The 21,635-nt window shown below is 66.4% G+C and carries 27 protein-coding genes; 9 read left to right on the forward strand and 18 right to left on the reverse strand.

What is annotated here, in order from left to right; genetic code table 11:
* Positions 1-69 precede the first annotated feature (69 nt).
* Positions 70-2,571, forward strand: a complete 2,502-nt coding sequence (locus ACSQ89_RS09385) for a CHASE domain-containing protein (RefSeq protein ID WP_436296172.1) — start codon at positions 70-72, stop codon at positions 2,569-2,571.
* A 10-nt stretch (positions 2,572-2,581) separates the two neighbouring features.
* On the opposite strand, the gene ACSQ89_RS09390 is transcribed toward ACSQ89_RS09385, so the two are convergent.
* The 6 genes from ACSQ89_RS09390 to ACSQ89_RS09415 all read right to left on the reverse strand — a co-directional run bounded on the left by ACSQ89_RS09390 (position 2,582) and on the right by ACSQ89_RS09415 (position 7,842).
* A complete protein-coding gene (locus ACSQ89_RS09390) occupies positions 2,582-3,847 on the reverse strand; it encodes a glycosyltransferase family 2 protein (protein WP_436290695.1) in 1,266 nt (421 codons plus the stop codon).
* Between the two features lie 125 nt (positions 3,848-3,972).
* Positions 3,973-5,037, reverse strand: a complete 1,065-nt coding sequence (locus ACSQ89_RS09395) for a HEAT repeat domain-containing protein (RefSeq protein WP_436290694.1) — start codon at positions 5,035-5,037, stop codon at positions 3,973-3,975.
* Positions 5,018-5,776 (reverse strand): YaiO family outer membrane beta-barrel protein, encoded by a 759-nt coding sequence (locus ACSQ89_RS09400; protein ID WP_436290693.1) that lies wholly within the window; start codon positions 5,774-5,776, stop codon positions 5,018-5,020. The genes ACSQ89_RS09395 and ACSQ89_RS09400 overlap by 20 nt, the downstream gene beginning before the upstream one ends.
* Positions 5,773-6,168, reverse strand: coding sequence for a response regulator transcription factor (locus tag ACSQ89_RS09405; protein ID WP_093102255.1), 396 nt, complete (start codon positions 6,166-6,168; stop codon positions 5,773-5,775). The genes ACSQ89_RS09400 and ACSQ89_RS09405 overlap by 4 nt, the downstream gene beginning before the upstream one ends.
* Before the next feature lie 212 nt (positions 6,169-6,380).
* Positions 6,381-7,346 carry a Bug family tripartite tricarboxylate transporter substrate binding protein gene (locus tag ACSQ89_RS09410; RefSeq protein ID WP_436290692.1) on the reverse strand — a complete coding sequence of 322 codons (966 nt, stop codon included), beginning with the start codon at positions 7,344-7,346 and terminating at the stop codon, positions 6,381-6,383.
* Positions 7,347-7,401: 55 nt separating this feature from the next.
* Positions 7,402-7,842, reverse strand: a complete 441-nt coding sequence (locus tag ACSQ89_RS09415; protein ID WP_436290691.1) for an OsmC family protein — start codon at positions 7,840-7,842, stop codon at positions 7,402-7,404.
* 150 nt (positions 7,843-7,992) lie between these two features.
* On the opposite strand from ACSQ89_RS09415, the gene ACSQ89_RS09420 reads away from it, so the two are divergent.
* Positions 7,993-9,693, forward strand: a complete 1,701-nt coding sequence (locus ACSQ89_RS09420) for a long-chain fatty acid--CoA ligase (protein WP_093102258.1) — start codon at positions 7,993-7,995, stop codon at positions 9,691-9,693.
* A gap of 7 nt (positions 9,694-9,700) precedes the next feature.
* Here the strand turns inward: ACSQ89_RS09420 and ACSQ89_RS09425 are convergent, their stop codons facing one another.
* Genes ACSQ89_RS09425 through ACSQ89_RS09460 form a run of 8 tightly spaced genes read right to left on the reverse strand, consistent with a single transcriptional unit; the run spans position 9,701 to position 14,420 of the window.
* Complete coding sequence (locus tag ACSQ89_RS09425; protein ID WP_093102260.1) at positions 9,701-10,186, reverse strand: RidA family protein; 486 nt, start codon at positions 10,184-10,186, stop codon at positions 9,701-9,703.
* On the reverse strand, positions 10,183-10,605 hold the full coding sequence (locus tag ACSQ89_RS09430; protein ID WP_093102262.1) for a GNAT family acetyltransferase: 423 nt from the start codon (positions 10,603-10,605) through the stop codon (positions 10,183-10,185). The genes ACSQ89_RS09425 and ACSQ89_RS09430 overlap by 4 nt, the downstream gene beginning before the upstream one ends.
* A complete protein-coding gene (locus ACSQ89_RS09435) occupies positions 10,602-11,168 on the reverse strand; it encodes a GNAT family N-acetyltransferase (RefSeq protein ID WP_436290690.1) in 567 nt (188 codons plus the stop codon). Before ACSQ89_RS09435 ends, ACSQ89_RS09430 begins: the two co-directional genes overlap by 4 nt.
* Before the next feature lie 14 nt (positions 11,169-11,182).
* On the reverse strand, positions 11,183-11,602 hold the full coding sequence (locus ACSQ89_RS09440; RefSeq protein ID WP_436290689.1) for a PaaI family thioesterase: 420 nt from the start codon (positions 11,600-11,602) through the stop codon (positions 11,183-11,185).
* Between the two features lie 27 nt (positions 11,603-11,629).
* Entirely contained in the window at positions 11,630-12,037 is a 408-nt protein-coding gene (locus ACSQ89_RS09445) for a VOC family protein (RefSeq protein WP_093102268.1), read from the reverse strand.
* The gene (locus ACSQ89_RS09450) at positions 12,034-12,588 is read right to left on the reverse strand and encodes a GNAT family N-acetyltransferase (protein ID WP_436290688.1); all 555 of its coding nucleotides are present in this window, start codon (positions 12,586-12,588) and stop codon (positions 12,034-12,036) included. Before ACSQ89_RS09450 ends, ACSQ89_RS09445 begins: the two co-directional genes overlap by 4 nt.
* A complete protein-coding gene (locus tag ACSQ89_RS09455; RefSeq protein ID WP_436290687.1) occupies positions 12,569-13,051 on the reverse strand; it encodes an NUDIX hydrolase in 483 nt (160 codons plus the stop codon). Before ACSQ89_RS09455 ends, ACSQ89_RS09450 begins: the two co-directional genes overlap by 20 nt.
* A 22-nt stretch (positions 13,052-13,073) precedes the next feature.
* Positions 13,074-14,420 (reverse strand): NAD(P)/FAD-dependent oxidoreductase, encoded by a 1,347-nt coding sequence (locus tag ACSQ89_RS09460; RefSeq protein ID WP_436290686.1) that lies wholly within the window; start codon positions 14,418-14,420, stop codon positions 13,074-13,076.
* A 137-nt stretch (positions 14,421-14,557) separates the two neighbouring features.
* On the opposite strand from ACSQ89_RS09460, the gene egtB reads away from it, so the two are divergent.
* The 5 genes from egtB (at position 14,558) to ACSQ89_RS09485 (ending at position 18,395) form a co-directional block, all read left to right on the forward strand.
* Entirely contained in the window at positions 14,558-15,808 is a 1,251-nt protein-coding gene (egtB, locus tag ACSQ89_RS09465; protein WP_436290685.1) for an ergothioneine biosynthesis protein EgtB, read from the forward strand.
* Positions 15,808-16,794 (forward strand): L-histidine N(alpha)-methyltransferase, encoded by a 987-nt coding sequence (egtD, locus tag ACSQ89_RS09470; RefSeq protein WP_436290684.1) that lies wholly within the window; start codon positions 15,808-15,810, stop codon positions 16,792-16,794. The genes egtB and egtD overlap by 1 nt, the downstream gene beginning before the upstream one ends.
* A 37-nt stretch (positions 16,795-16,831) precedes the next feature.
* Positions 16,832-17,113 carry a DUF427 domain-containing protein gene (locus ACSQ89_RS09475; protein ID WP_093102278.1) on the forward strand — a complete coding sequence of 94 codons (282 nt, stop codon included), beginning with the start codon at positions 16,832-16,834 and terminating at the stop codon, positions 17,111-17,113.
* Positions 17,110-17,853, forward strand: a complete 744-nt coding sequence (locus tag ACSQ89_RS09480) for a 2OG-Fe dioxygenase family protein (RefSeq protein WP_436290683.1) — start codon at positions 17,110-17,112, stop codon at positions 17,851-17,853. The genes ACSQ89_RS09475 and ACSQ89_RS09480 overlap by 4 nt, the downstream gene beginning before the upstream one ends.
* Before the next feature lie 104 nt (positions 17,854-17,957).
* A complete protein-coding gene (locus ACSQ89_RS09485; protein ID WP_093102281.1) occupies positions 17,958-18,395 on the forward strand; it encodes a universal stress protein in 438 nt (145 codons plus the stop codon).
* 22 nt (positions 18,396-18,417) lie between these two features.
* On the opposite strand, the gene ACSQ89_RS09490 is transcribed toward ACSQ89_RS09485, so the two are convergent.
* Complete coding sequence (locus ACSQ89_RS09490; RefSeq protein WP_436290682.1) at positions 18,418-19,059, reverse strand: RluA family pseudouridine synthase; 642 nt, start codon at positions 19,057-19,059, stop codon at positions 18,418-18,420.
* A gap of 48 nt (positions 19,060-19,107) precedes the next feature.
* Here ACSQ89_RS09490 and ACSQ89_RS09495 point away from each other — a divergent pair, with 48 nt between their 5' ends.
* Positions 19,108-20,346 (forward strand): MFS transporter, encoded by a 1,239-nt coding sequence (locus ACSQ89_RS09495; RefSeq protein WP_436290681.1) that lies wholly within the window; start codon positions 19,108-19,110, stop codon positions 20,344-20,346.
* Here the strand turns inward: ACSQ89_RS09495 and ACSQ89_RS09500 are convergent.
* Genes ACSQ89_RS09500 through ACSQ89_RS09510 form a run of 3 tightly spaced genes read right to left on the reverse strand, consistent with a single transcriptional unit; the run spans position 20,335 to position 21,016 of the window.
* Entirely contained in the window at positions 20,335-20,616 is a 282-nt protein-coding gene (locus ACSQ89_RS09500) for a 2Fe-2S iron-sulfur cluster-binding protein (protein WP_436290680.1), read from the reverse strand. The two genes, ACSQ89_RS09495 and ACSQ89_RS09500, sit on opposite strands and share 12 nt — an antisense overlap.
* A complete protein-coding gene (locus tag ACSQ89_RS09505) occupies positions 20,613-20,873 on the reverse strand; it encodes a VF530 family DNA-binding protein (RefSeq protein ID WP_093102286.1) in 261 nt (86 codons plus the stop codon). The genes ACSQ89_RS09500 and ACSQ89_RS09505 overlap by 4 nt, the downstream gene beginning before the upstream one ends.
* A complete protein-coding gene (locus ACSQ89_RS09510; RefSeq protein WP_170855465.1) occupies positions 20,870-21,016 on the reverse strand; it encodes a hypothetical protein in 147 nt (48 codons plus the stop codon). The genes ACSQ89_RS09505 and ACSQ89_RS09510 overlap by 4 nt, the downstream gene beginning before the upstream one ends.
* A 94-nt stretch (positions 21,017-21,110) precedes the next feature.
* On the opposite strand from ACSQ89_RS09510, the gene ACSQ89_RS09515 reads away from it, so the two are divergent.
* Positions 21,111-21,626: a GNAT family N-acetyltransferase gene (locus ACSQ89_RS09515; protein ID WP_093102287.1), complete on the forward strand. Its 516-nt coding sequence runs from the start codon at positions 21,111-21,113 to the stop codon at positions 21,624-21,626.
* The last annotated feature ends 9 nt before the right edge of the window (positions 21,627-21,635 follow it).

A 21,635-nucleotide genomic window follows, 5' to 3' on the forward strand; every position in this document is an offset into this window, starting at 1 on the left:
ACCGTCGGAAACGGCCGTTTTGGGTGCATCGCTCCGGCAGAATGCGGTCGATGTCGTGGAGTCCACAGAGTGAACAGGCCTTTTCGTGTGCGAGTGCTGTTGACCGGGGCGGTGCTCGCGCTTGGGCTGTTCTTGACCTTTGCCGCGGCGCGTTTGCAACAGCAGAACATCGACGCAGCCACCAGGGCAAAGTTTGAGCGCCAGGTGGAACTCGTTGAAGCAGAAATCGAGCGGCGGTTCCGGCAGCCGGTGCATGGACTCAATGGAGCGCGCGGGATCTTTGCCGTCAATCCGGCAGTCAGCAGAAACGCTTTTCGCGCCTACGTGAACTCCCGCAACCTGCAGGAGGAGTTTCCTGGTGTCCGTGGATTCGGCTTTGCTCAGCGTGTGAGCCGGGACGACTTGCCCGATTTCGTCGCCGCCGAGCGACGCGACGAAGCTCCCCATTTCACCGTGCGGACTGTCGGCAATGCGCCCGATCTGTACGTGATCAAATTCCTTGAACCCGTCGCGATCAGCCAACCGGCTCTGGGGTACGACATCGGGTCCGAAAGCACGCGCAGACAAGCGATCGAGCGTGCCGTGTCGACAGGGAGCCCCACGCTCAGCGGTCGCATCATCCTGCAATCCGAAAGACAGCGCCCTGGCTTCCTCTACATGACGCCGGTGTATCGAAGCGGGAAGGATCCTGGCGTCATGCAACAGCGTCAGGCCGAACTGCTCGGGTTGCTGTTTTCCCCCATCGTGGCCGAAGACCTGCTCGCTGGCAGCGCGGGCGGCTCGGATCGGCAGATCGACTTTTCGTTGTATGACGGAGATGCGGAGCCTGGCAATCTTCTCTTCGCCAGCAAATCTCTTGCTGGCACTCCCGGGGGGAGCACCCTGCACGCCGACGAAAGCACTTCGCGCAAGGCCGTGCAAGAAATGACTGCGCGGCTGCCGATCGGTGGCAGGCAGCTGACCCTTCGCGTGAACACCACGCCCGCCTTCGAGCACGACCTGGATCGCTGGATTCCGACGTCATTGCGCGTGGGCGGCGTGCTCGTGAGCCTTTTGTTGGCGCTCACCATGTGGTTGCTTGCCACAGGACGCGCACGTGCCTACGCACTGGCACAAGCTATGACGACCGATCTGGAGCGACTGGCGGCTGTCGTGCGGCACACCTCCAATTTGGTGGTGATCACCGATCGGGATTGCAAGATCCAGTGGGTCAATGACGCGTTCGCGAGCTTCTATGGCTATACGTTCGAAGATGCGCGCGGTCAAACACCGCTTCAGCTTCTGGGCAGCGGCAGGACCGATCCGGAGACTTACGCCGTCATGAATCGCGCTGCCGAGGCGCAGACGAGCTGTCGCGTCGAAGTCGTCAATCGATCGAAGGACGGGACGCACCACGCCATCGAACTGGAGGTGCAGCCCCGCCATGACGGCCAGGGTCGCTTGACGGGATTCATGGAAATCGGCCTTGACGTCACCACCCGAAAACACGCTGAAGAGCAGCTGCGCCGCAATCACGCGATGCTGAAAAGCATCATGGAGAACCTGCCTTGTGGCCTGAGCGTGTTTGACGGCCAACTGCATCTCGCCGCCAGCAATCAGCAGTTTCGCGAGCTGCTCGATCTGCCGGACGAACTCTTTTCAGGGCGATCGGTTCGCTTCGAGGACGTGGTTCGCAACAACGCCGCGCGCGGCGAGTACGGCCCCGGACCCGTCGAGGACATCGTGGCTGGAATGCTCGAACGTGCGCAGTATCCGACGCGCATGTTGTTCGAGCGAGAGCGGCACGACGGCAAACCGCTCGAAGTGCGCAGTGCACCGATGCCTGGAGGCGGGTTCGTCACGACCTACATGGACATCTCGGAGCGAAAGAAGATCGAGCGGATGCAGCACGAGTTCATCTCGACCGTCTCGCATGAACTGCGTACGCCGCTGACGGCGATCTACGGTTCGCTCAGCCTGCTGGGTTCGGAAACGGCGGGTCCGCTGCCGCCCGATGTCCAAGAGCTTGTCGTCGTCGCACACAAGAGCTGTGAGCGATTGATGCGCCTGATCAGTGATGTCCTCGATGTCGAGCGTATCCAGGCGGGGCTGATGCACTACGCGAAATCAAGGCAAGCGCTGGCGCCGCTCGTCGACCAGGCCGTTGGCGCCATGCGGGCCTATGCCGATCAGTTCCACGTATCGCTCGAATTTGAAAGCCGTCTCGACAATCTGTACGTCGAAGTGGACCCGGACCGCATCGTTCAAGTCCTGGTGAACCTCATTTCCAACGCGGTCAAGTTCTCCAAGCCCAACCATCCGGTATCCGTTCGGATGTCCATGGTCGACGGGCAAATCCGTGTCTGCGTGTCGGATCAGGGTATCGGGATCCCGGCGGAGTTCCGCCCGCGAATCTTCGATCGATTTGCTCAAGCCGATGGGTCGGACCGTCGAGCACAAGGGGGAACCGGTCTTGGCCTGAACATCTGCAAGAGCATCGTCGAGACCCACGGCGGGCGTATCGACTACATCAGCACCGTGGGTGTCGGCACGGAGTTCTTCTTCGACCTGCCTGGGGTTTCCGGCCCCTGAGCGGCCGGTCTCATTGATCCTTCCAGTGGGCCTTGCGCTTCATCGTTCCCCAGCGGGCCTTGTGCCGCACGGCCCATCGAACCAGCCCAATGAATCTCCAGGTCGTGTTGAGCTGACGATAGCCGAAGTTTTCCAGAAGAGCGATCAGGCCCAGCAGCGCCACTTGCCGAAGCTTCGGGTACAGATGGAAAGACATCTCCTCGAGCAAGAGGCCTGATGCTGAAAGCAGGACGCCCAATCCCAGCGCCAGGAACATGAATGCGCCGAACGTGGCCCAAGAAACCAGCCCCTGCAGGGCTGCAAAAAGCAGGAGGACGCAGCCGGCGACTTCGATCAAAGGTCCCAGCCATTCAAACAGGACCATGAATGGAAAAGCAAGCCATCCGGGTGCCCCGCCGCGCGAGCTGAACATCAGGCCCCAGTTGCTGGTGAGGCTTTCGCAGAGGCCATGCTGCCATCGGATGCGTTGGTTTCGCAAGGTGGCCAAGTCTTCCGGGGCCTCGGTCCAGCAAACGGGCTCCGGGACGAATTCCATCCGGTAGGGCTGGCCGCGCTGGCGCAGGATGCGGTGCATGCGCACCACCAGTTCCATGTCTTCGCCGATGGTCCGCGTTCGGTAGCCACCCACTTCAACCACGGTGTTCGTGCGAAACAGCCCGAATGCGCCGGAGATGATCAGCATGGCGTTCAACTGTGACCACCCGAGCCGTCCGAACAGGAACGCGCGCAGGTATTCCACCACTTGGCAGAGTGCCAGGAAGTTGCGCGGCAACGCGACGCGTGTCAAGACGCCGTCTTGCACTTCGCAACCGTTCAATATCCGCACCGTTCCCCCGCTCGCCACCATCCGGGGATCACGCAGGAATGGTTTGACCACCCGCTGCAGGCTGTCTCGCTCGAGCACGGAGTCGGCATCGACGCCGCAGAACAACGGATAGCGTGCGGCGTTGATGCCTGCGTTGAGCGCATCCGCCTTGCCGCCGTTTTCCTTGTCTACCACGCGCAGGTTGCGAAAGCGCGGGGAACGATAGACCGCACGTATCGGTGCGGTCTGGAGGCGCAGTCGATAGCTTTCGGGGAACGGGACGAGCGAAAACTCCTGCACCAGCATTTCCAGGGTCGCATCGCTCGAACCGTCATTGATGACGATCACCTCGAACTCCGAGTAGGTCAGCTGAAGCATGGAGCGCACCGACGCCGCGATGCTGGCCTGCTCGTTGAAGGCCGGCATCAGGATGCTGATGGCCGGCTCCAGTCCGGAGTAGATTTGCGGCAAGTCATCGAGCAGCTTGGCCTGGTTGTCCCGGTGGAGCCTGACGAGGCTCAGGAAATTGAGCGCGAGATAGGAGCCGTTCAGCAGAACGAAGTAGCCAAAGATGAACCACGTCGCGAGTTCAACGATCAGCTGCTGTGTGATAGGAGACCTCGTTCGGCAAAGACATGATCGAGCGCCAGTCGGCCCAACCGATCGTCGCTGAGGCGCTTGAGCCCGTCGAGACTTTCGTGTGCGAGGAACGGCAGGCTCACCAGCGCATGGGCTGCTCGGTAGCGGACCCACCATTCGCTGTCGCCGAGCATCGCAGCGAGTTGTGGAACGTCTGACGGGACGGCCACGTGAGTCAGGGCATGGACAGCCCGCACCCTGACACGCCAGTCGGTGTGCGCCAGATGTGAGAGCACGGCGGGCCGGACAGCGAAGGTATTCACCAGGCGCAGCGCGGCCGCAATGATGGTGGGCTCTTTCTCCGAGTTGAGCAGGCCCAGCAGCGCAGCGTCGGGCAGTCGGGTGCGCAGCACTTCGAGCACCTGGAGGCCGCGCAGCTTCTGGGCGGACGGCAGCGCGGCGACCCTTGGAACAAGAAGCGACTCGAATGTGACGCGCGCTTCGCCCAGCATCCGCGCCAGCCGGGGAATTTCCCAATCCGGGCGATTCAGCACCGACGGCATGAGGTGGTGTGCTCCGGCGATGGGATCGATTTGAATCATCGCCCTGGCCGCGGTCAGCGATGCAATGGTTTCTTTGGCTTGGACAACGATCTGCAGCGCGGCCCAGGCCCTGCTATCGCGCAGATGGCCCAGCGTCAACATGGCGAGCAGGCGCTCGGTTGGATTTCCGTCCCGGAGCAGGCGGCGGGCCAGCTCATCGCAGCGCAGTTGAAGAGCGATCTCGTTCAAACGGACTGTGACATCGCCACGCAAGGACTCCTGCATGTAGTTCCACAATTTGAGAAAGGCGATCTGATCTTGCAATCTAAGCGGCGGCAGCAAGTACTGCGCAGGGCCTGACAAGGCACCCAAAAGCGCGGGCTGCCAAATCGCCTTGAACTCCTTCTGCTCCCTCTCTTGCCGCTTCAGTCGTTCGCGCAGAGCAATGATCAGCCCGGCCAGCACCAGGTTAAGACCCAGCACGGCAACTCCGGCGATGAGACTGAAGGCCACCAGCGGCTCAAAAGCTGTATTGAACACCGAGTCGAATTCCGCTTCGGGAGTAGAAGGTGCCCTGGCGGATTCGCTCTAGCGAGTACGTCAGGACCCAGGCTGGATCGCACCAGTGCCGACCGGTCAAAGCCACGGTGCGGACGTCCGCCAATACCACGCGCTGCTCGCCGATCGCAGTCGCCTCCCGACCGGCCGCGAGGATCAGTCCCACGACATTCTTGTCTCCGTAGTAGTAGCTGCCCCGCAACTCGACCCCCTGCGCGTAGGTGCCCAGCGCTTGAGTTGGCCGCCACGCGACGGACCAGCTGAACGACGACACGTAGCGCTCCAGCCGCACGAGGCCCTGGCGGACCGTGGTGTTGTCATACGCGGTGGTCTTGAAGCCCCCGTGCAGCAGCCACGCGGGTGCGAACTCGTACTGGATCGCCGCCCCCAGCTCATGCCTGGGCAAGACGCGATGCGAGGGACTGAAGCTTGCTTCCATCGAGGCGACGAAGCGCGGGTCGAGCGGCACTGTGTAGGCGAGACCGGCCGAGGTGTCGTCAAGGCCGAACCGGTCTGTCCGCCTGACATTCATGGAGAGGAGTTCGCGCGGGCCGTACGCGCGGGCGACCCGCAGCGACGTTTCCCGCCAGTCCGCGAATCCCTTGCTCAATGATTGGTGCTCGGCCGCGACTTCGATCGAATCCCCGTGATCGACGGGTCCGGCCCAGGCGGCGACGAGTGGCCCGGCAAACAGGATGCCGGCGACCGCACCACGCCTCACGAGGGTGCCTTTGCGTACCGGCGAACGCGCGCCAGCAGTTCGTTGGGAGCGAATGGCTTCTGGACGTAGTCGTTGGCACCTGCATCCAGCGCCCGCACCACGTCCTGCTCTTGCGCCTTGGCACTCAGCATCAAAATGGGGACGGACCGCCAGGTGATGCTGCCGCGGATCAGCCGGATGAGTTCGAAGCCGTCCACGAAGGGCAGCATGACGTCGAGCAAGGCGATGTGCGGCGGCGATTGAGCTTCGATGAACTCCTTGGCCTTGCGGCCGTCCCGCGCCAGGGCAACCTTGTACTGCTCCCGCTCCAGCATGAACTTCAACAGGTACGCAATATTCTCATCGTCCTCAACAACGAGAACCGAGGCCTGCTTCGTAGTCGGAAGGTTCATAAGAGATGGCGGATGTTTGGATCAGCGCTTGCAGTGGACGTCGATCTTCCAGCGATGGAAATTCTCCGCAGATTGTGCGGCCAAATAGCGCCCTCGCGCGCTGTCCGAAGCGCGCGCGAGTCGCGGCTCGCATTGCGAGTCCGCCGACGTGGAACACCGAGTTCCAGGGTAACGTCGAAATGAAAACTAATGCGCTATCTGCGACTCAACACCTAGTCCATCTTTGCACCGGAGGCCTTGACTGCCTTTTCCCAGCGCGGGGTTTCAACCGCGAGGAACCTTGCGAAGTCCTCGCTATCGAGGAAAGCTGGGTCGGCGCCCTGACTCACCATACGATCACGCACCTCGAGGCTGGTTAGCACCTGCTTGAAGGCGTCGCTGAGCTTGGCCACCACGTCCTTCGGCGTGCCGGCCGGCGCAAGAAAACCGTAGAAGCCGACCACCTCGAAGCCCTTGATGCCGCTCTCGATCACGGTCGGGATATCGGGCAGGGCGGGATTGCGCGCGGCGCTGGTGACCGCGAGCGCGCGCACCTTGCCCTGCTTGTGATAGTTGGCTGCCTGCGGGATCGACTCGGCCATGAACTGGACCTGGCCGCCCATGAGGTCGGTGAAGGCCGGCGCGCTGCCGCGGTAGGGAATGTGGACCATGAAGAGGCCGGTGGCGGTCTTGAACATCTCCGGCACCAGGTGGCTGATGCCACCGTTGCCGGCCGAGCCGTAGTTGATCTGCCCCGGGCGTGCCTTGGCATAGCGCACGAACTCCTGCAGGCTGTTGACCGGCAGCTTGGGCGTGACGAGCAGCGCCAGCGGCTGCATCGCGGTGCGCGCGATCGGCGTGAAGTCCTTCAGCGTGTTGTAGGGCAGCTTGCTGTAGAGCGCCCCGTTGATCACCGCCACGCCCGTGTTCGCCAGCATCAGCGTGTAGCCGTCGGCCGGACTCTTGGCCACCGCGTCGGCGCCCACCGATCCGCCCGCGCCGGGCTTGTAGTCGACCAGCACCGGCTGGCCGAGCACGGCCTGCAGCTTGTCGGTGAGCAGGCGCGCGTGCTGGTCCAGCGGACCCCCGGCCGGAAAGCCGATCACGACCTTGATGGGTTTTTCCGGAAAGGCGGCGGTGGCGTGGGCCGACGCCGCCATCCAAAAGGCCGCGATGAGCGTCCTGGTGCTGCTGTTCATGTTCGTCTCCTCGTTGTGGCGGACGATCATAAACAGCGGCCCGCCGCCGCAGGCTTCAGCTGCGCAGCTTCGCCTTCAGGGTGATCTCGGGCACGCTGGCGAGCGCCTTGGAGAGCGGGCAGCCGGCCTTGGCGCCGGCCGCCAGTTCCTGGAACTTGGCGTCGTCGATACCGGGAATGGTGGCTTCGAGCTCGAGCTGGATGCGGTCGATCTTGAAGCCCGCGCCGTCGCGGGCCAGGCGCACCGCGGCCTTGGTGTCGATCGCGTCGGCCGTGACGCCCGCGCCTTCGAGCGCGAAGGCCAGCGCCATCGTGAGGCAGCCGGCGTGTGCCGCGGCCAGGATCTCTTCGGGGTTGGTGCCGCGCTTGTCGTCCTCGAAGCGGCTGGCATAGCCGTAGGGGTAGTCCTTCAGCGCGCCGGTTTCGGTGCTGATCTGGCCCTTGCCGGCCTTGCCGGCGCCTTCCCAGTGAACGCTTGCGTGCTTGTCTGCTGCCATGTGAGCTCCTTTGGTGGGTGGGGTGGAACGACCTGCCGTTGTACGGCAGAACGCGCCGGGAGTCACCCAGGTGACGCCGTCGGGGCTTCCCCGATGCGAGGCGCGCGCCCGGCATCGTAGGCTCGGCGCTGATTGGAGACTGATCACCGTATGGACCGCCCGCACTACAAGTTCTGGCCAGAGCGCCTGCCTCGTTCGATCACCGTTCCCGCCACCTCGCTGTGGCACAACCTCGCCACTTCCGCGGCGCGCTTTCCGGACAAGGCGGCCATGGTCTTCTTCGGCCGCGAGACCCGCTACCGCGAGCTCGCCGACCAGGTCGAGCGCCTGGCCGGCACGCTGCATGCGCTGGGCGTGAAGCGCGGCGACCGCGTGATCCTCGACATGCAGAACTGCCCGCAGCTGGTGATCGCGCATTTCGCGATCCTCCGCGCCAATGCGGTGGTGGTGCCGGTCAATCCGATGAACCGCGCCGAGGAGCTGAAGCACTACATCACCGATCCGGATGCCAGGGTCGCCATTACCACCGGTGACCTGGCGCCCGAGCTCGCCAAGGCGAGCGACGCGCTCGCGCCCAAGGACCGGCTGGCGCACATGATCGTCACCCAGTTCACCGACGCCTTCGATGCCGACACCGGCGGCGACGAGGCGCCGCCGCCGGTGTGGCGCGACTGGCTGCTGGCGCGCCATCCGCTGCCCGCGCTGGCGGACGGCGCCGTCATGGCGTGGACCGATGCGCTGAACTCCGGGCATGCGCCGCCCGAGCACGTGGTCGGCGCCAACGACATGGCGCTCCTGCCCTACACCAGCGGCACCACGGGCCTGCCCAAGGGCTGCATCCACAACCATTCGAGCCCGATGCACAACGCCTTCGCGGGCCAGCTCTGGGGCCTGGGCTCGTGCGAGGCGGTGGTGCTGGCCGTGGTGCCGATGTTCCACATCACCGGCGTGGTGAGCATGATGCACACCACGATCCTGGTCGGAGGCACGCTGGTCATCATGCCGCGCTGGGACCGCGAGGTGGCGGGCCGCCTGATCTCGCGCCGCAAGGTCACGAGCTGGACCAACATCCCGACCATGGTCATCGACCTGATGGCCAGCCCCAACTTCGCGAACTTCGACCTCAGCAGCCTCACCTACATCGGCGGCGGCGGCGCGGCGATGCCGCAGGCGGTGGCGCAGCGGCTGCTGGAGCAGTACGGGCTGAAGTACCAGGAGGGCTACGGCCTCACCGAGACCGCGGCGCCCTCGCACACCAACCCTTTCGAGAACCCCAAGCAGCAGTGCCTGGGCATCCCCTACCTGAGCACCGATGCGCGCGTGGTCGACCCCGACACCTTGAAGGAGATGCCGATCGGCGAATCGGGCGAGATCATCATCCACGGCCCCGAGGTGTTCCAGGGCTACTGGAAGCGGCCCGACGCCACGGCCGCGGCCTTCGTCGACTTCGAGGGCAAGCGCTTCTTCCGCTCCGGCGACATGGGCCGCATGGACGAGGACGGCTACTTCTTCATGACCGACCGACTCAAGCGGATGATCAACGCCAGTGGCTTCAAGGTCTGGCCGGCCGAGGTCGAACTGCTGATGTTCCGCCACCCGGCGATCCAGGAAGCCTGCGTGATCTCCATGAAGGACGACTACCGCGGCGAGTCGGTCAAGGCCGTGGTGGTGCTGCGCGCCACGCACAAGAACACCACCGAAAAGGACATCATCGACTGGTGCCGCGAGAACATGGCGGTCTACAAGATTCCGCGCGCGGTGCAGTTCGTCGATGCGCTGCCCAAGAGCGGCAGCGGCAAGGTGATGTGGCGGCTGCTACAGGAGGCGGAGAGCAAGGGAACGGGGTCCTAGTCGAGTCCTAGTCGCGGATTTCGACCTCGGCTTCGATCTCCACCGGAATGTCGAACGGCAGCTCGGCCATGCCGACTGCGCTGCGTGCGTGCGCGCCGACCTCGCGTCCGTAGAGCTCGAGGATCAGGTCGGAGAAGCCGTTGATCACGGACGGCATGCGGTCGAAGCCCGGTGCCGCGTTGACCATGCCGAACACGCGGACCCAGGCCGTGATGCGGTCCAGGTCGCCGAGCGCGCGCTTCAGGCTGCCGAGCATGCCCAGCGCGGTCAGGCGCGCCGCCTCGTAACCATCCTCGAGCGTGAGCTCGCGCCCGACCTTGCCGAGCGGCTCGGCGAGCGAGCCGTCGGCATGCTGCGGTCCGTGGCCCGAGATCAGCGCCCGCTGTCCGACGATGCGCACCCAGGGAAAGGGCAGCACCGCGCCGGCGGGCATTGCAATCGGCGGCGGGAGCACCAGGCCCAGGGATTTGAGTTTGTGTTCGATGTGCGTCATGGGGTGTCGTGAATGAGCCGTCGTCCGAGGCTGACCACGTCGTCCTGCGTGTACCCGAGCTTGCGGTAGAACGCGATGACCTCGGCATTGGACGAGCGGATCAGCAGGTTGATCTTGGGGCAACCGCGTTCGATGAGCAACTGTTCCGCTTCCTGCATCAGCGCCCGGCCGATCGACAGCCTGCGATGCTGCGGCGATACCGCAAGGTAGTAGACCCAGCCGCGATGGCCGTCGAAGCCGACCATCGCGGAGCCGAGCAGCGCGTCGTTCTCGGTGGCGACCAGAAAGAGCTCGGGCTGTTCGCCCAGCTTGCGCTGGATGTCGCGGTGCGGATCGTTCCACGGGCGCGTGAGGCCGCATGCGTGCCAGAGTGCGACGACGCTGCCTTCATCGGAGGGCTGGAAAGGGCGAATCTTCATTTATTCGAACGGCGTGGTGATGAAAGGTTGAGGCGCATCACGTGGCGGCGTTTGCCTTCGCGCCCCACCTCGGCGAAGCCTGCCTCCGCGAACACAGGCACGAAGCCCATGAAACGGTAGCTTGGCGAGTCGGCGTCCACGGGATAGGCCTCGATCATCTTCGCGCCATGCGACCGCGCGTGGCGCACCGCGGCGGCGATGAGCTGTCGCGAAATCCCCGTGCCGCGCAGTCTTCGGACGACGAAGAAGCAGGCGATCGACCAGATGCCGTCGTCGGCGCTCTGGTCGCCGACCAAGCGCCGGTAGGTCGAGCGCGGCGCAATGGAACACCACGCCACGGGCTCCTCGCCGGCATAGGCCAGCAGGCCCACCGGTGTGCCCGAGCAGACGCGCTCTTTCATCGCCGCCTTGCGGCTGGCGTCGTCCGCTTCCTTGGCTTCCGCGGACGATGCGCGCCAGGCCATGCACCAGCAATACTTGGGGCTTCCCTTGGCTTCGAACAGGCGCTCGAAGTCCGGCCAGCGCTCGGCGGAGACCTCGTGGAAGGCGAGCGGCTTTTCCACGGGGCTTTCGGCGCTCAGCCGCTCTGCTTGGCGTACAGAACCATCTGCGTACAACGGAAGAGGGCGATGGTCTTGCCCGTCTCCCGGTGCTTCACCACGGCATCCCATACCTGCGTCGTCTTGCCGAGATGGGCCGCGGTTGCCGTGCATTCGATGGTGCCGTCGCGCGCGGTGCCGAGATGGTTGGACTTGAGCTCGAGGGTCGTGAAGCCCGTCGCGCCTTCGGGCAGGTTGGCGACGCAGCCGTAGCCGCAGGAGGTGTCGGCCAAGGTGACCACGCTCCCCGCATGGAGGTAGCCGTTGGGCGCCATGAGCGATGTCTTCACGGCCAGTTCGGAACGCACTTCCGAGAGGCTCGCGTGCGTGATGACGATGCCGAGATGGCCGGGCAGGTTTTCTGCGCCGCGCTGGTTGAGTTGTTCGGGAGTCAACATGGGATGAACGCGATTCGATGGAAAGGATCAATTGTCGGGCGGTCCCTTGAGTTCGATCACGTTGCCCTCCGGATCGGTGATATAGATGGAAGGCCCCTCGCCCTCGGCGCCGTTTCGGGTCGCCAGCGGGCCGGCTTCGACCTTGTGGGCTTCGAGGTGGCGGCGAATGGCGGCCTCGTCGAAGGGCTCGACGCGAAAGCAGAAGTGATCGAGGTTGCGCCCCTCCTTGCCCGGCGCAGCACCGCCAGCGCGGCCGAGTTCGCCGTCCACCGGAACGAGGTCGACGAGCGAGCGCCCGGCGCGGAGCTGAACGAGGCCGATGGCATCCTGCCGCCGCTCGATCGTGCAGCCGAGCACCTCGCAGTAGAAGCGAAGCATCCGGTCGAGATCGATGACGCGCAGGACGAGGTGGTCGATGTCGCGGATGTGGATCATTGTGTGCTCCAGGTGGATGGGTCGCCGGTCGATCGCGTGCGCAGCATCAGCAGGGCAGGGCCGTCGGGCGTCATGACTTCTCCGTGCGCAACGAAGCCGGCCTTCGCGTAGCTGCGGATGGCGCGCCCGTTGTCCGGCGAAGGATCGGTTTGCACTTTGCTGACCTCGGGGTCCAGAAACAGGCGGTCGACGAATGCGCGCACCATCGCGCTGCCGAGGCCCGCTCCGAGCTCTTCCGCGTTGGCAAGGAACTGGTCGATGCCGCGCGCACCGGGGTCGGTTTCTTCCTCCCACCAGCCGTCGCCGGAACCCATGACTACGTAGCACTGGATGAAGCCGATGGGGCGAGCTCCGAGCAGGGCGATATAGCCGTGCGTCGTGTCGCGGCCGGCGTCGGTCAACGGCGCGAACTCCTCTTCGACCTCGGCTCGCGTGGGGGAGGGCTGCCACCATTGGCTGACGTGCGGACGGCACAGCCATTCGTGAAGCATCGGAAGGTCCGTCATCTCGAGCGGCCGGAACGACAGGGATTCAGGCGGTTTCTCGCTCATGGTGGACCACATGTTCGAACGGAAGCGCAGGCGACGCCAGCGCGCGCGCCAGGAACGACGGCCGGATATCGAGTTTGCCGAGCCTTGCGCAGTCGAACCACTCGAAGGTCAACGCGAGTTCGCCCTCGCTGCCCATGAAGGGCCCGGGTCCTGCGAGCAGGCGCGAACCCGGGGAGAGCTCTGCCAGGAAGTACAGGCCGATTTCGTGGTGCTCGCGCCCGCGGTAGTTGAAGAAGTTCTCCACCACCCACAGCATGCGTTCGCAATGCACGGTCTCCGCCAGTTCTTCCTGCAGCTCGCGCACGACTGCGGCGGCAGCGGTTTCGCCGGGCTCGACCCGTCCGCCGGGCACCGACCAGAACGGATCGCCCTCGATGCGGTGCAGCAGCACAGCGCCCTCGTGCAGCACGACCGCTGCGGCTCGCAGGTTGAAGCGATGCGTGTCGGCGTCGAAAGAGATCATGGCCACCGGCGGACGAGCCCGCTTATGACTCTCCCCTGCCCCTGACCTCCGCCACCACCCGCGCATGCCGCTGGAAGCTCCAGTACGCGCTGGCCCAGTCCATCAGCACCACGATGCGATTGCGGAAGCCGATCAGGAAATAAGCGTGGGCGAACAGCCAGAACAGCCAGGCCAGCCGGCCCGAGAAGCGCAGCGGCCCGAAGGGCGTGCCGAGGTCGACCACGGCCGAGTTGCGGCCGATGGTCGCGAGGTTGCCGTAGTCGCGGTAGCGGAAGGGCACCGTTTCCTTGCCCGCGATGCGGCGCAGGATGTTCCCCGCCGCGGCGCGGCCCATCTGCTTGGCGCCGGGCGAGACGCCGGGCACCGGCTTCGGCTCCTTGCCCGGCCGGTGGCTCATGGCGGCCGCGAGGTCGCCGACCACGCTGATGTCCGGATGGCCCGGCACGTTGAGGTCGGGCAGCACCTTGACGCGGCCGGCGCGGTCGGTCTCGGCCCCGGTCGCGGCGGCCAGCAGGCGGCCCAGCGGCGAGGCGGCCACGCCGGCAGCCCAGATCACGCAGTGGCAGTCGATGCGGTGGCTGCCGGTGCCGGCGCCGCCGTCGCTGAAGGGCGATTCGACCGTGAGCCCGGTCTCGTCGATGGCCGTGACCTTGGCTTTGAGGCGCACCTGCACGCCGAGTTTCTGCAACTGCTCCAGCGCGCGCTGGCTCAGGCTTTCGGGCATGGCCTGCAACACGCGCGGGCCGCCCTCGATCAGCAGCACCTCGGCGCTGCCCGGGTCGATGCGGCGGAACTCGCCTTCCAGCGTATGGCGCGCGATCTCGGCCAGCGTGCCGGCCATCTCGACGCCGGTGGGGCCGGCGCCGATCACCGCGAAGGTCAGCAACGCGCGGCGCCGCGCCGGGTCGGGCTCGATCTCGGCGGCCTCGAAGCTCATCAGCACGCGGCGGCGGATCTCGAAGGCATCGGCCAGCGTCTTCAGGCCCGGTGCCATTCGCGCCCAGCCGTCGTTGCCGAAATAGCTGTGGGTGGCGCCGGCGGCCACGATCAGGTGATCCCAGCCGAGGCGGGTGCCGCTGGCCAGCTGCACCTCGTGCGCAACCGGATCGATCTGCGTGACTTCGCCGAGCAGGGTGGTGATGTTGGGCTGGCGGCGGAACAGGAGGCGCACCGGCGCTGCGATCGAGGGCGCCGCCAGCCCGGCAGTCGCCACCTGGTAGAGCAGCGGCTGGAACAGGTGGTGGTTGGTCTTGTCGACGACGGTGACGTCCACATCGGCGCCTTGCAGCTTTCGCGCCGCCTCCAGGCCCCCGAATCCGCAGCCGACGATGACGATACGGGGGCGCTGGGAGGGGGTAGTCGTACTCATCCGCCGGATGATACGCAGGGCTCTGGCACGCACCAGCGTCTTGTGCCAAAGTGTCGCGTTCGACTGCGCGGGCTTGTCCTACGGCACCCGCCTGTCTCCATGGGCTAAAACCTTTCGATCCAAAAATTGGAGACCCCATGAATCTCATCCGGCCGGCCGCGCCTGCTGCAGACGAGCTGCGCGATCGTTTCCAGGCGGTGCGTGCGCAAAGCCTCGCGCTCGCGGCGCCCCTCTCGGCCGAAGACCAGTGCATCCAGTCGATGCCCGATGCCAGCCCGACCAAATGGCACCTGGCCCATACCACCTGGTTCTTCGAGACCGTGCTGCTGCAGCCGCATGCCACGGGCTACCGCGTCTTCGATCCGCGTTTTCACTATCTCTTCAACTCCTACTACGAGGCGCTGGGCCCGCGCCATCCGCGGCCGCAGCGCGGGCTTCTGACGCGGCCTTCGCTCGATGAGGTGCATGCCTACCGCCGCCACGTCGACGAAGCGGTGGAGGCGCTGCTCGAGACGGCGGGCGAGGGCCGGGACTGGGATGCGATCGCGGCGATCGTCACGCTCGGGCTGCATCACGAACAGCAGCACCAGGAGCTCATAGTCACCGACATCCTGCATGCCCTGTCCTGCAACCCGCTGCTGCCCGCGTACCGGGCCGCGGCGGGGCCGGCGCTTCGGCTGGCCTCGGTACCGCCGCCGATGCAATGGCTGCCGCAGTCCGGCGGCCTGGTCGAGGTCGGCCATGGCGGCGCAGGCTTCGCCTTCGACAACGAGACACCGCGCCACGCGGCGCTGCTGCGGCCCTATGCCATCGCCGATCGGCTCGTGAACTGCGGCGACTATGCGCAGTTCATTGCCGATGGCGCCTACCAGCGGCCCGAACTCTGGCTGTCCGACGGCTGGGCCGCGGTACAGGCCCAGGGCTGGCGCTGCCCGGCCTACTGGCTCGCGCCCGACGATCCGCGGCTCGCCCACCAAGGTGCGATGGCGGGCTGGCATGTCTTCGGCCTGCACGGCGTGCGGCCGCTGGAGCCCGAGGCGCCGGTGGCCCAGCTGAGCTTCTACGAAGCGGCCGCGTTCGCCGAATGGGCCGGCGCGCGGCTGCCGACCGAGTTCGAATGGGAGGCCGCACACGACGCGCCCGGCATCATGCAGATGAGCGGCCAGGTGTGGCAGTGGACGCGTTCTTCCTACGACCCATACCCGGGCTTTCGCCCGCTCGCGGGCATCGCGGCGGAATACAACGGCAAGTTCATGGTCGGCCAGCTGGTGCTGCGCGGCGGCAGCGTCGCCACGCCCGAAGGGCACACGCGCCCCAGCTACCGCAACTTCTTCCCGCCGGCCGCGCGCTGGCAGTTCTCGGGGCTGCGGCTCGCGAAGGAGCTCTGATGGGCAATCCTGCATTCAACCTCCACGCGTTTCGCACCGCGCAGCGGGCCGCGCCGCTTTCCAATTTCGGCCGCGAGCTGTTCGCGGGCCTGAGCTGCGGCGCGCGCAGCATCCCGCCGAAGTTCTTCTACGACGTCGCGGGATCGGCGCTGTTCGACCGCATCTGCGAGCTGCCCGAGTACTACCCGACGCGCACCGAGCTGCGCATCCTCACCGAGTGCGCCTCCGAGATCGCGGCCCAGATCGGCCCGAAGGCCGAGATCATCGAATTCGGCGCCGGTTCGCTCACCAAGGTGCGGCTCTTGCTCGACGCACTCGATGCGCCGAAGCGCTATGTGCCGATCGATATTTCCGGCGAGCACCTCGAAGCGGCGGCACAACGCCTGCGCGACGACTATCCGCGGCTGGCGGTGCAGCCCCTGGTGGCCGACTACACCATGCCGCTGGTGCTGCCCGCGCGCGGCGAGGGCATGGGCCAGCGCGTTGGCTTCTTTCCCGGCTCGACCCTGGGCAACTTCAGTCCCGATGAAGCGCTCGCCTTCCTGCAACTGGCCCAGCGCCTGCTGCGCGGCGGCGGCCTGCTGCTCGGCGTCGACCTGGTCAAGGACCCGGCGCTGCTGCATGCGGCCTACAACGATGCGCGGGGCGTGACCGCGGCCTTCAACCTCAACCTGCTGCGCCGCGCCAACGCCGAGCTCGACACCGATTTCGACCTCGACGGCTTCACGCATGCGGCCTTCTACAACGCGCCGCTGCGGCGCATCGAGATGCACCTGGTGAGCCGCCGCGCGCAGACCGTCACGCTCGACGGCCAGCGTTTCGCCTTCGACGAGGGCGAAACCATCCACACCGAAAACTCGCACAAGTTCACCGCCGAAGGCCTGCGTGCGCTCGCGGTGAAGGCGGGCTTCAGGCCGGCCGCGGTGTGGACCGATCCCGAGCGCCTGTTCAGCGTCCACTGGCTGCAATCGCCCGCGGCACAATAAGGTGCTGCCCGCGTTCTGCGGGCATGGAGACCTTGTCATGAAAGCAACCTGGAACGGCGTCACCATCGCCGAGAGCGACGACACCGTGCTCGTCGAAGGCAACCACTACTTCCCCATGAGCTCGCTCAAGCGCGAGCACGTGACCTTCAGCAACCACAAGACCACCTGCCCCTGGAAGGGCAGCGCAAGCTACTACTCGCTGCTGGTCAACGGCGAGCTCCACACCGATGCCGCCTGGTATTACGCCGACCCCAAGCCCGAAGCGGAGATGGTCCGGGACCGCGTCGCCTTCTGGAAGGACGTGAAGGTGACGGAGTGAGCAGCGGCCTCTTCAATCCGCCGTTCACCCCGCCCGATCGACTCGTCGCCGCATTGCGCCAGGACGGCTACGTCGTCCTGAGTCCGCAAGGCGTGGCCGAGTGGCTGGGTACCTCGCTGACCGAATTCGACGCGCTGCACGGCGACTGGGACCAACTGCCGCCCGACGAATACCTGAAGGACGGCGGCCGCTATCGCACGCGGCGCCACGCCTGCTTCACGGTCGAGGATGCGGCGCTCGAACAGGTGCCGCACCGCGCACACTGGCAGCCGGTGGAATACAACGCGCTGCATGGCGGCATGCAGCGCTGGTTCGCGCCGATGGAAGCGGGAACATTGGCGCAGCCCGCATGGCAGCGGCTGCTGCGCGGCCTGGGCGGCGTGGCGAGCGGCCTGCGCGGCACGCAGCGCTGGTACGTGGAGGCGCACCAGTTCCGCATCGACACCGCCGATGGCATCGGCCGGCCGACGCCGGAGGGCGCGCACCGCGACGGCGTCGACCTGGTGGCGGTCGCGCTGATCGGGCGCCACAACATCAAGGGCGGCGAAACGCGCGTGTTCGAGGCCGCGGGCCGTCGCGGCGAACGCTTCACGATGACCGAACCCTGGACGCTGCTCCTGCTCGACGACGCGCGCATGATCCACGAGTCGACGCCGATCCAGCCGCTGGTCGAAGGCCAGCCGGGCTGGCGCGACACGCTGGTCGTGACCTGCCGCGCCGACGCATTTCAAGGCGATTGACGCCACTTGCCGGACCGTAGCCGTCCTACAGTCCGGCCCTCTCCCTGGATGTAAATTCGGGGTCCGGCTCGCCCTGCGAGCCCTGCGAACGAAAGAGGTCTGCCATGTTCAATCACATCCTGGTCCCGATCGATGGATCCGAAACGTCGATGCTTGCGGTCAGCAAGGCCAGCGGACTGGCGCTGGCATTCGGCAGCCGCATCACCCTGATCCACGTGGTGGACAACTATCCTTTCATCGGCGTGGGCGCCGACTATGCGCTCGGCCAGAACGAATACCTCGCAGCCGCCACCAGCAGCGCCAACGCGGCGCTGGCGCGCGGTGTCGCGGCGCTGGCGGCGGAAGGGCTGCACAGCGACCAGCGCGTGATCGATGGCCACGTGGTGCACGAAGGCATCGTCGATACCGCCGAGGCGATCGCGGCCGACCTGATCGTGATGGGCTCGCACGGGCGCTCCGGCATCGAGAAACTGCTGCTCGGCAGTGTGACGCAGCGGGTGCTGCAGGATTCGAAAGTCCCCGTGCTGGTGGTCAAGGGCTGAGGGCCGGAGGCAAAGGCTTTTTTCAGGCAAACGGCGGCGGACTCTCGAAACGCCGTACTCGCCCGTCGGCAGGGTGCATGAACTCGAGCGCGCTCGCGTGCAGCAGCAGCCTCGGCGCGCGTTGCCGCACTTCCTCGCTGCCATAGAGCGCATCGCCGAGGATCGGGTGGCCGATCGACAGCAGATGAACCCGCAACTGATGGCTGCGGCCGGTCAGCGGCTCCAGCCACAGGTGGCTCGCATGGCGCTCGGGCAGCTGGCGCTTCACGCGCCATCGCGTCTGGCTCGGCTTGCCTGATTCGGGATCGATCTTCTGCAGCGGCCTTCGCGGCCAATCGGCTGCCAGCGGCGCATCGATCAGCGCCCATTCGTCGGTGAGCGGCAGCAGCCCGTCGACGATCGCTTCATAGCGCTTGCGCATTCGCCGCTGCGCGAAGGCATCGCCGAGCGCGCGCTGCATCGCGGGGCTGCGTGCCATCAGCACCAGGCCGCTGGTGGCCATGTCGAGCCGGTGCACCACCAGCGCATCGGGCCAGCGCTGCAGCGCCCGCGCACTGAGGCAGTCCTGCTTGTCCTCGCCGCGCCCGGGCACGCACAGCAGGCCGGCGGGCTTGTCGAGCACCAGCAGATGGGGGTCTTCGTGGATCACGCGCAGCGAAGTCATTGGCCTAGCAAGTCTAGAAGCCTTTGATGCTCAGCTATCCTCGATGCAATGTCCGCCCGCGCCGCCTCGCCGAATTTTTCCGATCTCACGCGCGAGCGGCCCTTCATGCGGCTGTGGACCGCGCGGCTCTTCGGCTCGGCCGCCGCCCAGATGCTGCTGGTCGCGATCGGTTGGCACATGTACGAGCTCACCGGCAGCGCCTGGGATCTCGGCCTGGTCGGGCTCTACCAGTTCGTGCCGGCGCTGCTGCTGGCGTTGCTGGCGGGCCACATCGTCGACCGCCACCATCGCGGCCGCATCGTCGCCGCCTGCCTCGCGGTGCAAGGCGCGGTCGCGCTGCTGCTCCTCGGCGCCGTCTACACGCATCAGGACTCGCGCGGATTGCTGCTCGGCCTGTCGCTGGTGCTGGGCGCGGTGCGCGCCTTCCAGATGCCGGCGCAGCAGGCGCTGACGCCGCTGCTCGTGCCGCCGCTGATGCTGCCGCGCGCGATGGCCTTCAGCTCGGCCGGCATGCAGGGCGCGATCATCGGCGGGCCGGCGCTGGGCGGTCTGCTGTTCGCGGCGGGCACGGGCGTGGTGTACGGCGCGAGCCTGCTGTTCTTCGCCGTCGGCAGCCTGCTGCTGATGCAGCTGCGCTACGACCACATGCCGGCGCCGCGCGAGCCGGTCACGCTGGCGACGGTACTGGCAGGCGTGGACTTCATTTGGAAGCGCAAGCCCGTGCTCGGCGCCGTCTCGCTCGACCTGTTCGCGGTGCTGCTCGGCGGCGCGGTCGCGCTGCTGCCGATCTTCGCCAAGGACATCCTGCACACGGGGCCCTGGGGCCTGGGCCTGTTGCGTAGCGCGCCGGCGGTCGGTGCGCTGGCGATGTCGATCATGCTGACGCGCCGGCCCATCGAGCGGCACGTGGGGCGCACGCTGCTGATGGCGGTGGGTGCCTTCGGCGTCTGCATGGTGGTGTTCGGCCTCTCGCGCAGCTTCCTCGTCTCGCTGATCGCGCTTGCGGTCTCGGGCGGCGCCGACATGGTCAACGTCGTGATCCGGCAGACGCTGGTGCAGCTCGAAACGCCGGACGCGATGCGCGGCCGCGTGAGCGCCGTCAACTCGATCTTCATCGGCGCCAGCAACCAGCTCGGCGAGTTCGAGTCGGGCGCCACCGCGGCACTGCTGGGGCCGGTGGGCTCCGTGGTGACGGGCGGCGTCGGCACGGTGCTGGTGGCGCTCGCCTGGTTCCGGCTCTTTCCCTCGCTCGCGCAGCGCGACCGGATCGTTCGGTCAGAAGTGTGAAAACGCGTACGGCACGTCGAGCGTGACATCGCCCAGCGGCTCGGCCACGCAGGGCAGGATCCAGCCCTCGGCCTTCTCGTCGGCGCTCACGCCCGGCCACTCGATGCGGTAGCGCACCTCGCCGGCCCTCAGCTTGCTGATGCAGGTCCGGCAGGTGCCGTTGCGGCAGGAACTCGGCAGCTCGATGCCGGCCGCAGCGGCGGACTGCAGCAGCGTGAGCCCGGGCTCGGTGTCGAAGTCGAACCCGCCGGGCTCGATGCGCGCCTTCATGGCGGCGTGCCGCGCGAGGCCTGTCGCCGCTCTTCGCGCAGCATGAAGAGGTAGAGGCTTTCGACCTTCTCGCGCGCCCACGGCGTCTTGCGCAGGAACTTGAGGCTGGAGGCCACGCTCGGGTCGCTGGTGAAGCAGCGCAGCGGGATGCGCTCGCCCAGGCCCTGCCAGCCATAGTGCGCCGCCAGCGCCGTCACGATGGCCTCGAGCGTGAGCCCGTGCAAGGGGTTGCGGGGCTGCTGCGGCGCCGTCGTCACTTGTTCTTGAGCTTGCCGCGCGGGATGACCGCGGTGGTGATGGTGCGCACCGGTTCGATGCCTGCGCCTGGCGGTTTCGGCGGGGAGCTGTCCTTCTTGGGTTTCTTGGCTTCCTTGTTGCTGCGCTGTTGACTCTTGGCCATGGTGATTCTCCGGATAGATGCGAATGCAGCAGGAAGTTTAGGGCCTGCCGGCGCGGCGACAATACGGCCCTTTACCGTTCGTTCCGCCGCATCCATGTCCGACTACGAAGTTCGCCCCGCCACCATGCGCGATGCCAAAGCCATCGCCGAAGTTCACGCCGCCGCCGCCCGGGCCGCCTACACGGGCATCCTGCCCGAAGACCAGCTGCGCGCGCTGGCGCCGTCCACGCGCGAAGCGAAATGGCGCGAGGCGATCGAGTTCAGCGAGCCGCAGGTGCATGTGGCGGTGCTGGGCGAGGAGGTGGTCGGCTTCGTCGGCTTCGACCGTTCGCGCGATGCCAAGACACCTTCGACCACCGGCGAAATCTGGGCCATCTACGTCAAGCCGGAACACTGGGGCAAGGGCGTCGGCGTCGCGCTGTGGGATGCCGCGCGCGACGGCCTCGAGGAAGAGGGCTGCACGCTGGTCACCATCTGGGTGCCGCTGCGCAACGACCGCGCGATGCGCTTCCACGAACTGGCCGGCTTCAAGCGCGAGATGAAGACCGCCAAGACGACCTCGATCGGTGGTATCAAGATCGAAGAGATCCGCCTCAAACGCAACGTCTAAAAATAAGTC

The sequence above is a fragment of the Variovorax sp. LjRoot175 genome, from assembly GCF_964253805.1.
GTDB lineage: Bacteria > Pseudomonadota > Gammaproteobacteria > Burkholderiales > Burkholderiaceae_C > Variovorax.

Excerpts from the sequence above, each read along its gene's own strand:
- ACSQ89_RS09455 (WP_436290687.1), bottom strand. The coding sequence starts at position 13,051 with ATGATCTCTTTCGACGCCGACACGCATCGCTTCAACCTGCGAGCCGCA.
- ACSQ89_RS09510 (WP_170855465.1), bottom strand. The coding sequence starts at position 21,016 with ATGGCCAAGAGTCAACAGCGCAGCAACAAGGAAGCCAAGAAACCCAAG.
- ACSQ89_RS09475 (WP_093102278.1), top strand. The coding sequence starts at position 16,832 with ATGAAAGCAACCTGGAACGGCGTCACCATCGCCGAGAGCGACGACACC.
- ACSQ89_RS09410 (WP_436290692.1), bottom strand. The coding sequence starts at position 7,346 with ATGAACAGCAGCACCAGGACGCTCATCGCGGCCTTTTGGATGGCGGCG.
- ACSQ89_RS09415 (WP_436290691.1), bottom strand. The coding sequence starts at position 7,842 with ATGGCAGCAGACAAGCACGCAAGCGTTCACTGGGAAGGCGCCGGCAAG.
- ACSQ89_RS09515 (WP_093102287.1), top strand. The coding sequence starts at position 21,111 with ATGTCCGACTACGAAGTTCGCCCCGCCACCATGCGCGATGCCAAAGCC.
- egtB (WP_436290685.1), top strand. The coding sequence starts at position 14,558 with ATGAATCTCATCCGGCCGGCCGCGCCTGCTGCAGACGAGCTGCGCGAT.
- ACSQ89_RS09420 (WP_093102258.1), top strand. The coding sequence starts at position 7,993 with ATGGACCGCCCGCACTACAAGTTCTGGCCAGAGCGCCTGCCTCGTTCG.
- ACSQ89_RS09445 (WP_093102268.1), bottom strand. The coding sequence starts at position 12,037 with ATGATCCACATCCGCGACATCGACCACCTCGTCCTGCGCGTCATCGAT.
- ACSQ89_RS09495 (WP_436290681.1), top strand. The coding sequence starts at position 19,108 with ATGTCCGCCCGCGCCGCCTCGCCGAATTTTTCCGATCTCACGCGCGAG.
- ACSQ89_RS09500 (WP_436290680.1), bottom strand. The coding sequence starts at position 20,616 with ATGAAGGCGCGCATCGAGCCCGGCGGGTTCGACTTCGACACCGAGCCC.
- ACSQ89_RS09430 (WP_093102262.1), bottom strand. The coding sequence starts at position 10,605 with ATGAAGATTCGCCCTTTCCAGCCCTCCGATGAAGGCAGCGTCGTCGCA.
- ACSQ89_RS09460 (WP_436290686.1), bottom strand. The coding sequence starts at position 14,420 with ATGAGTACGACTACCCCCTCCCAGCGCCCCCGTATCGTCATCGTCGGC.
- ACSQ89_RS09490 (WP_436290682.1), bottom strand. The coding sequence starts at position 19,059 with ATGACTTCGCTGCGCGTGATCCACGAAGACCCCCATCTGCTGGTGCTC.
- ACSQ89_RS09485 (WP_093102281.1), top strand. The coding sequence starts at position 17,958 with ATGTTCAATCACATCCTGGTCCCGATCGATGGATCCGAAACGTCGATG.
- ACSQ89_RS09450 (WP_436290688.1), bottom strand. The coding sequence starts at position 12,588 with ATGAGCGAGAAACCGCCTGAATCCCTGTCGTTCCGGCCGCTCGAGATG.
- ACSQ89_RS09405 (WP_093102255.1), bottom strand. The coding sequence starts at position 6,168 with ATGAACCTTCCGACTACGAAGCAGGCCTCGGTTCTCGTTGTTGAGGAC.
- egtD (WP_436290684.1), top strand. The coding sequence starts at position 15,808 with ATGGGCAATCCTGCATTCAACCTCCACGCGTTTCGCACCGCGCAGCGG.
- ACSQ89_RS09440 (WP_436290689.1), bottom strand. The coding sequence starts at position 11,602 with ATGTTGACTCCCGAACAACTCAACCAGCGCGGCGCAGAAAACCTGCCC.
- ACSQ89_RS09425 (WP_093102260.1), bottom strand. The coding sequence starts at position 10,186 with ATGACGCACATCGAACACAAACTCAAATCCCTGGGCCTGGTGCTCCCG.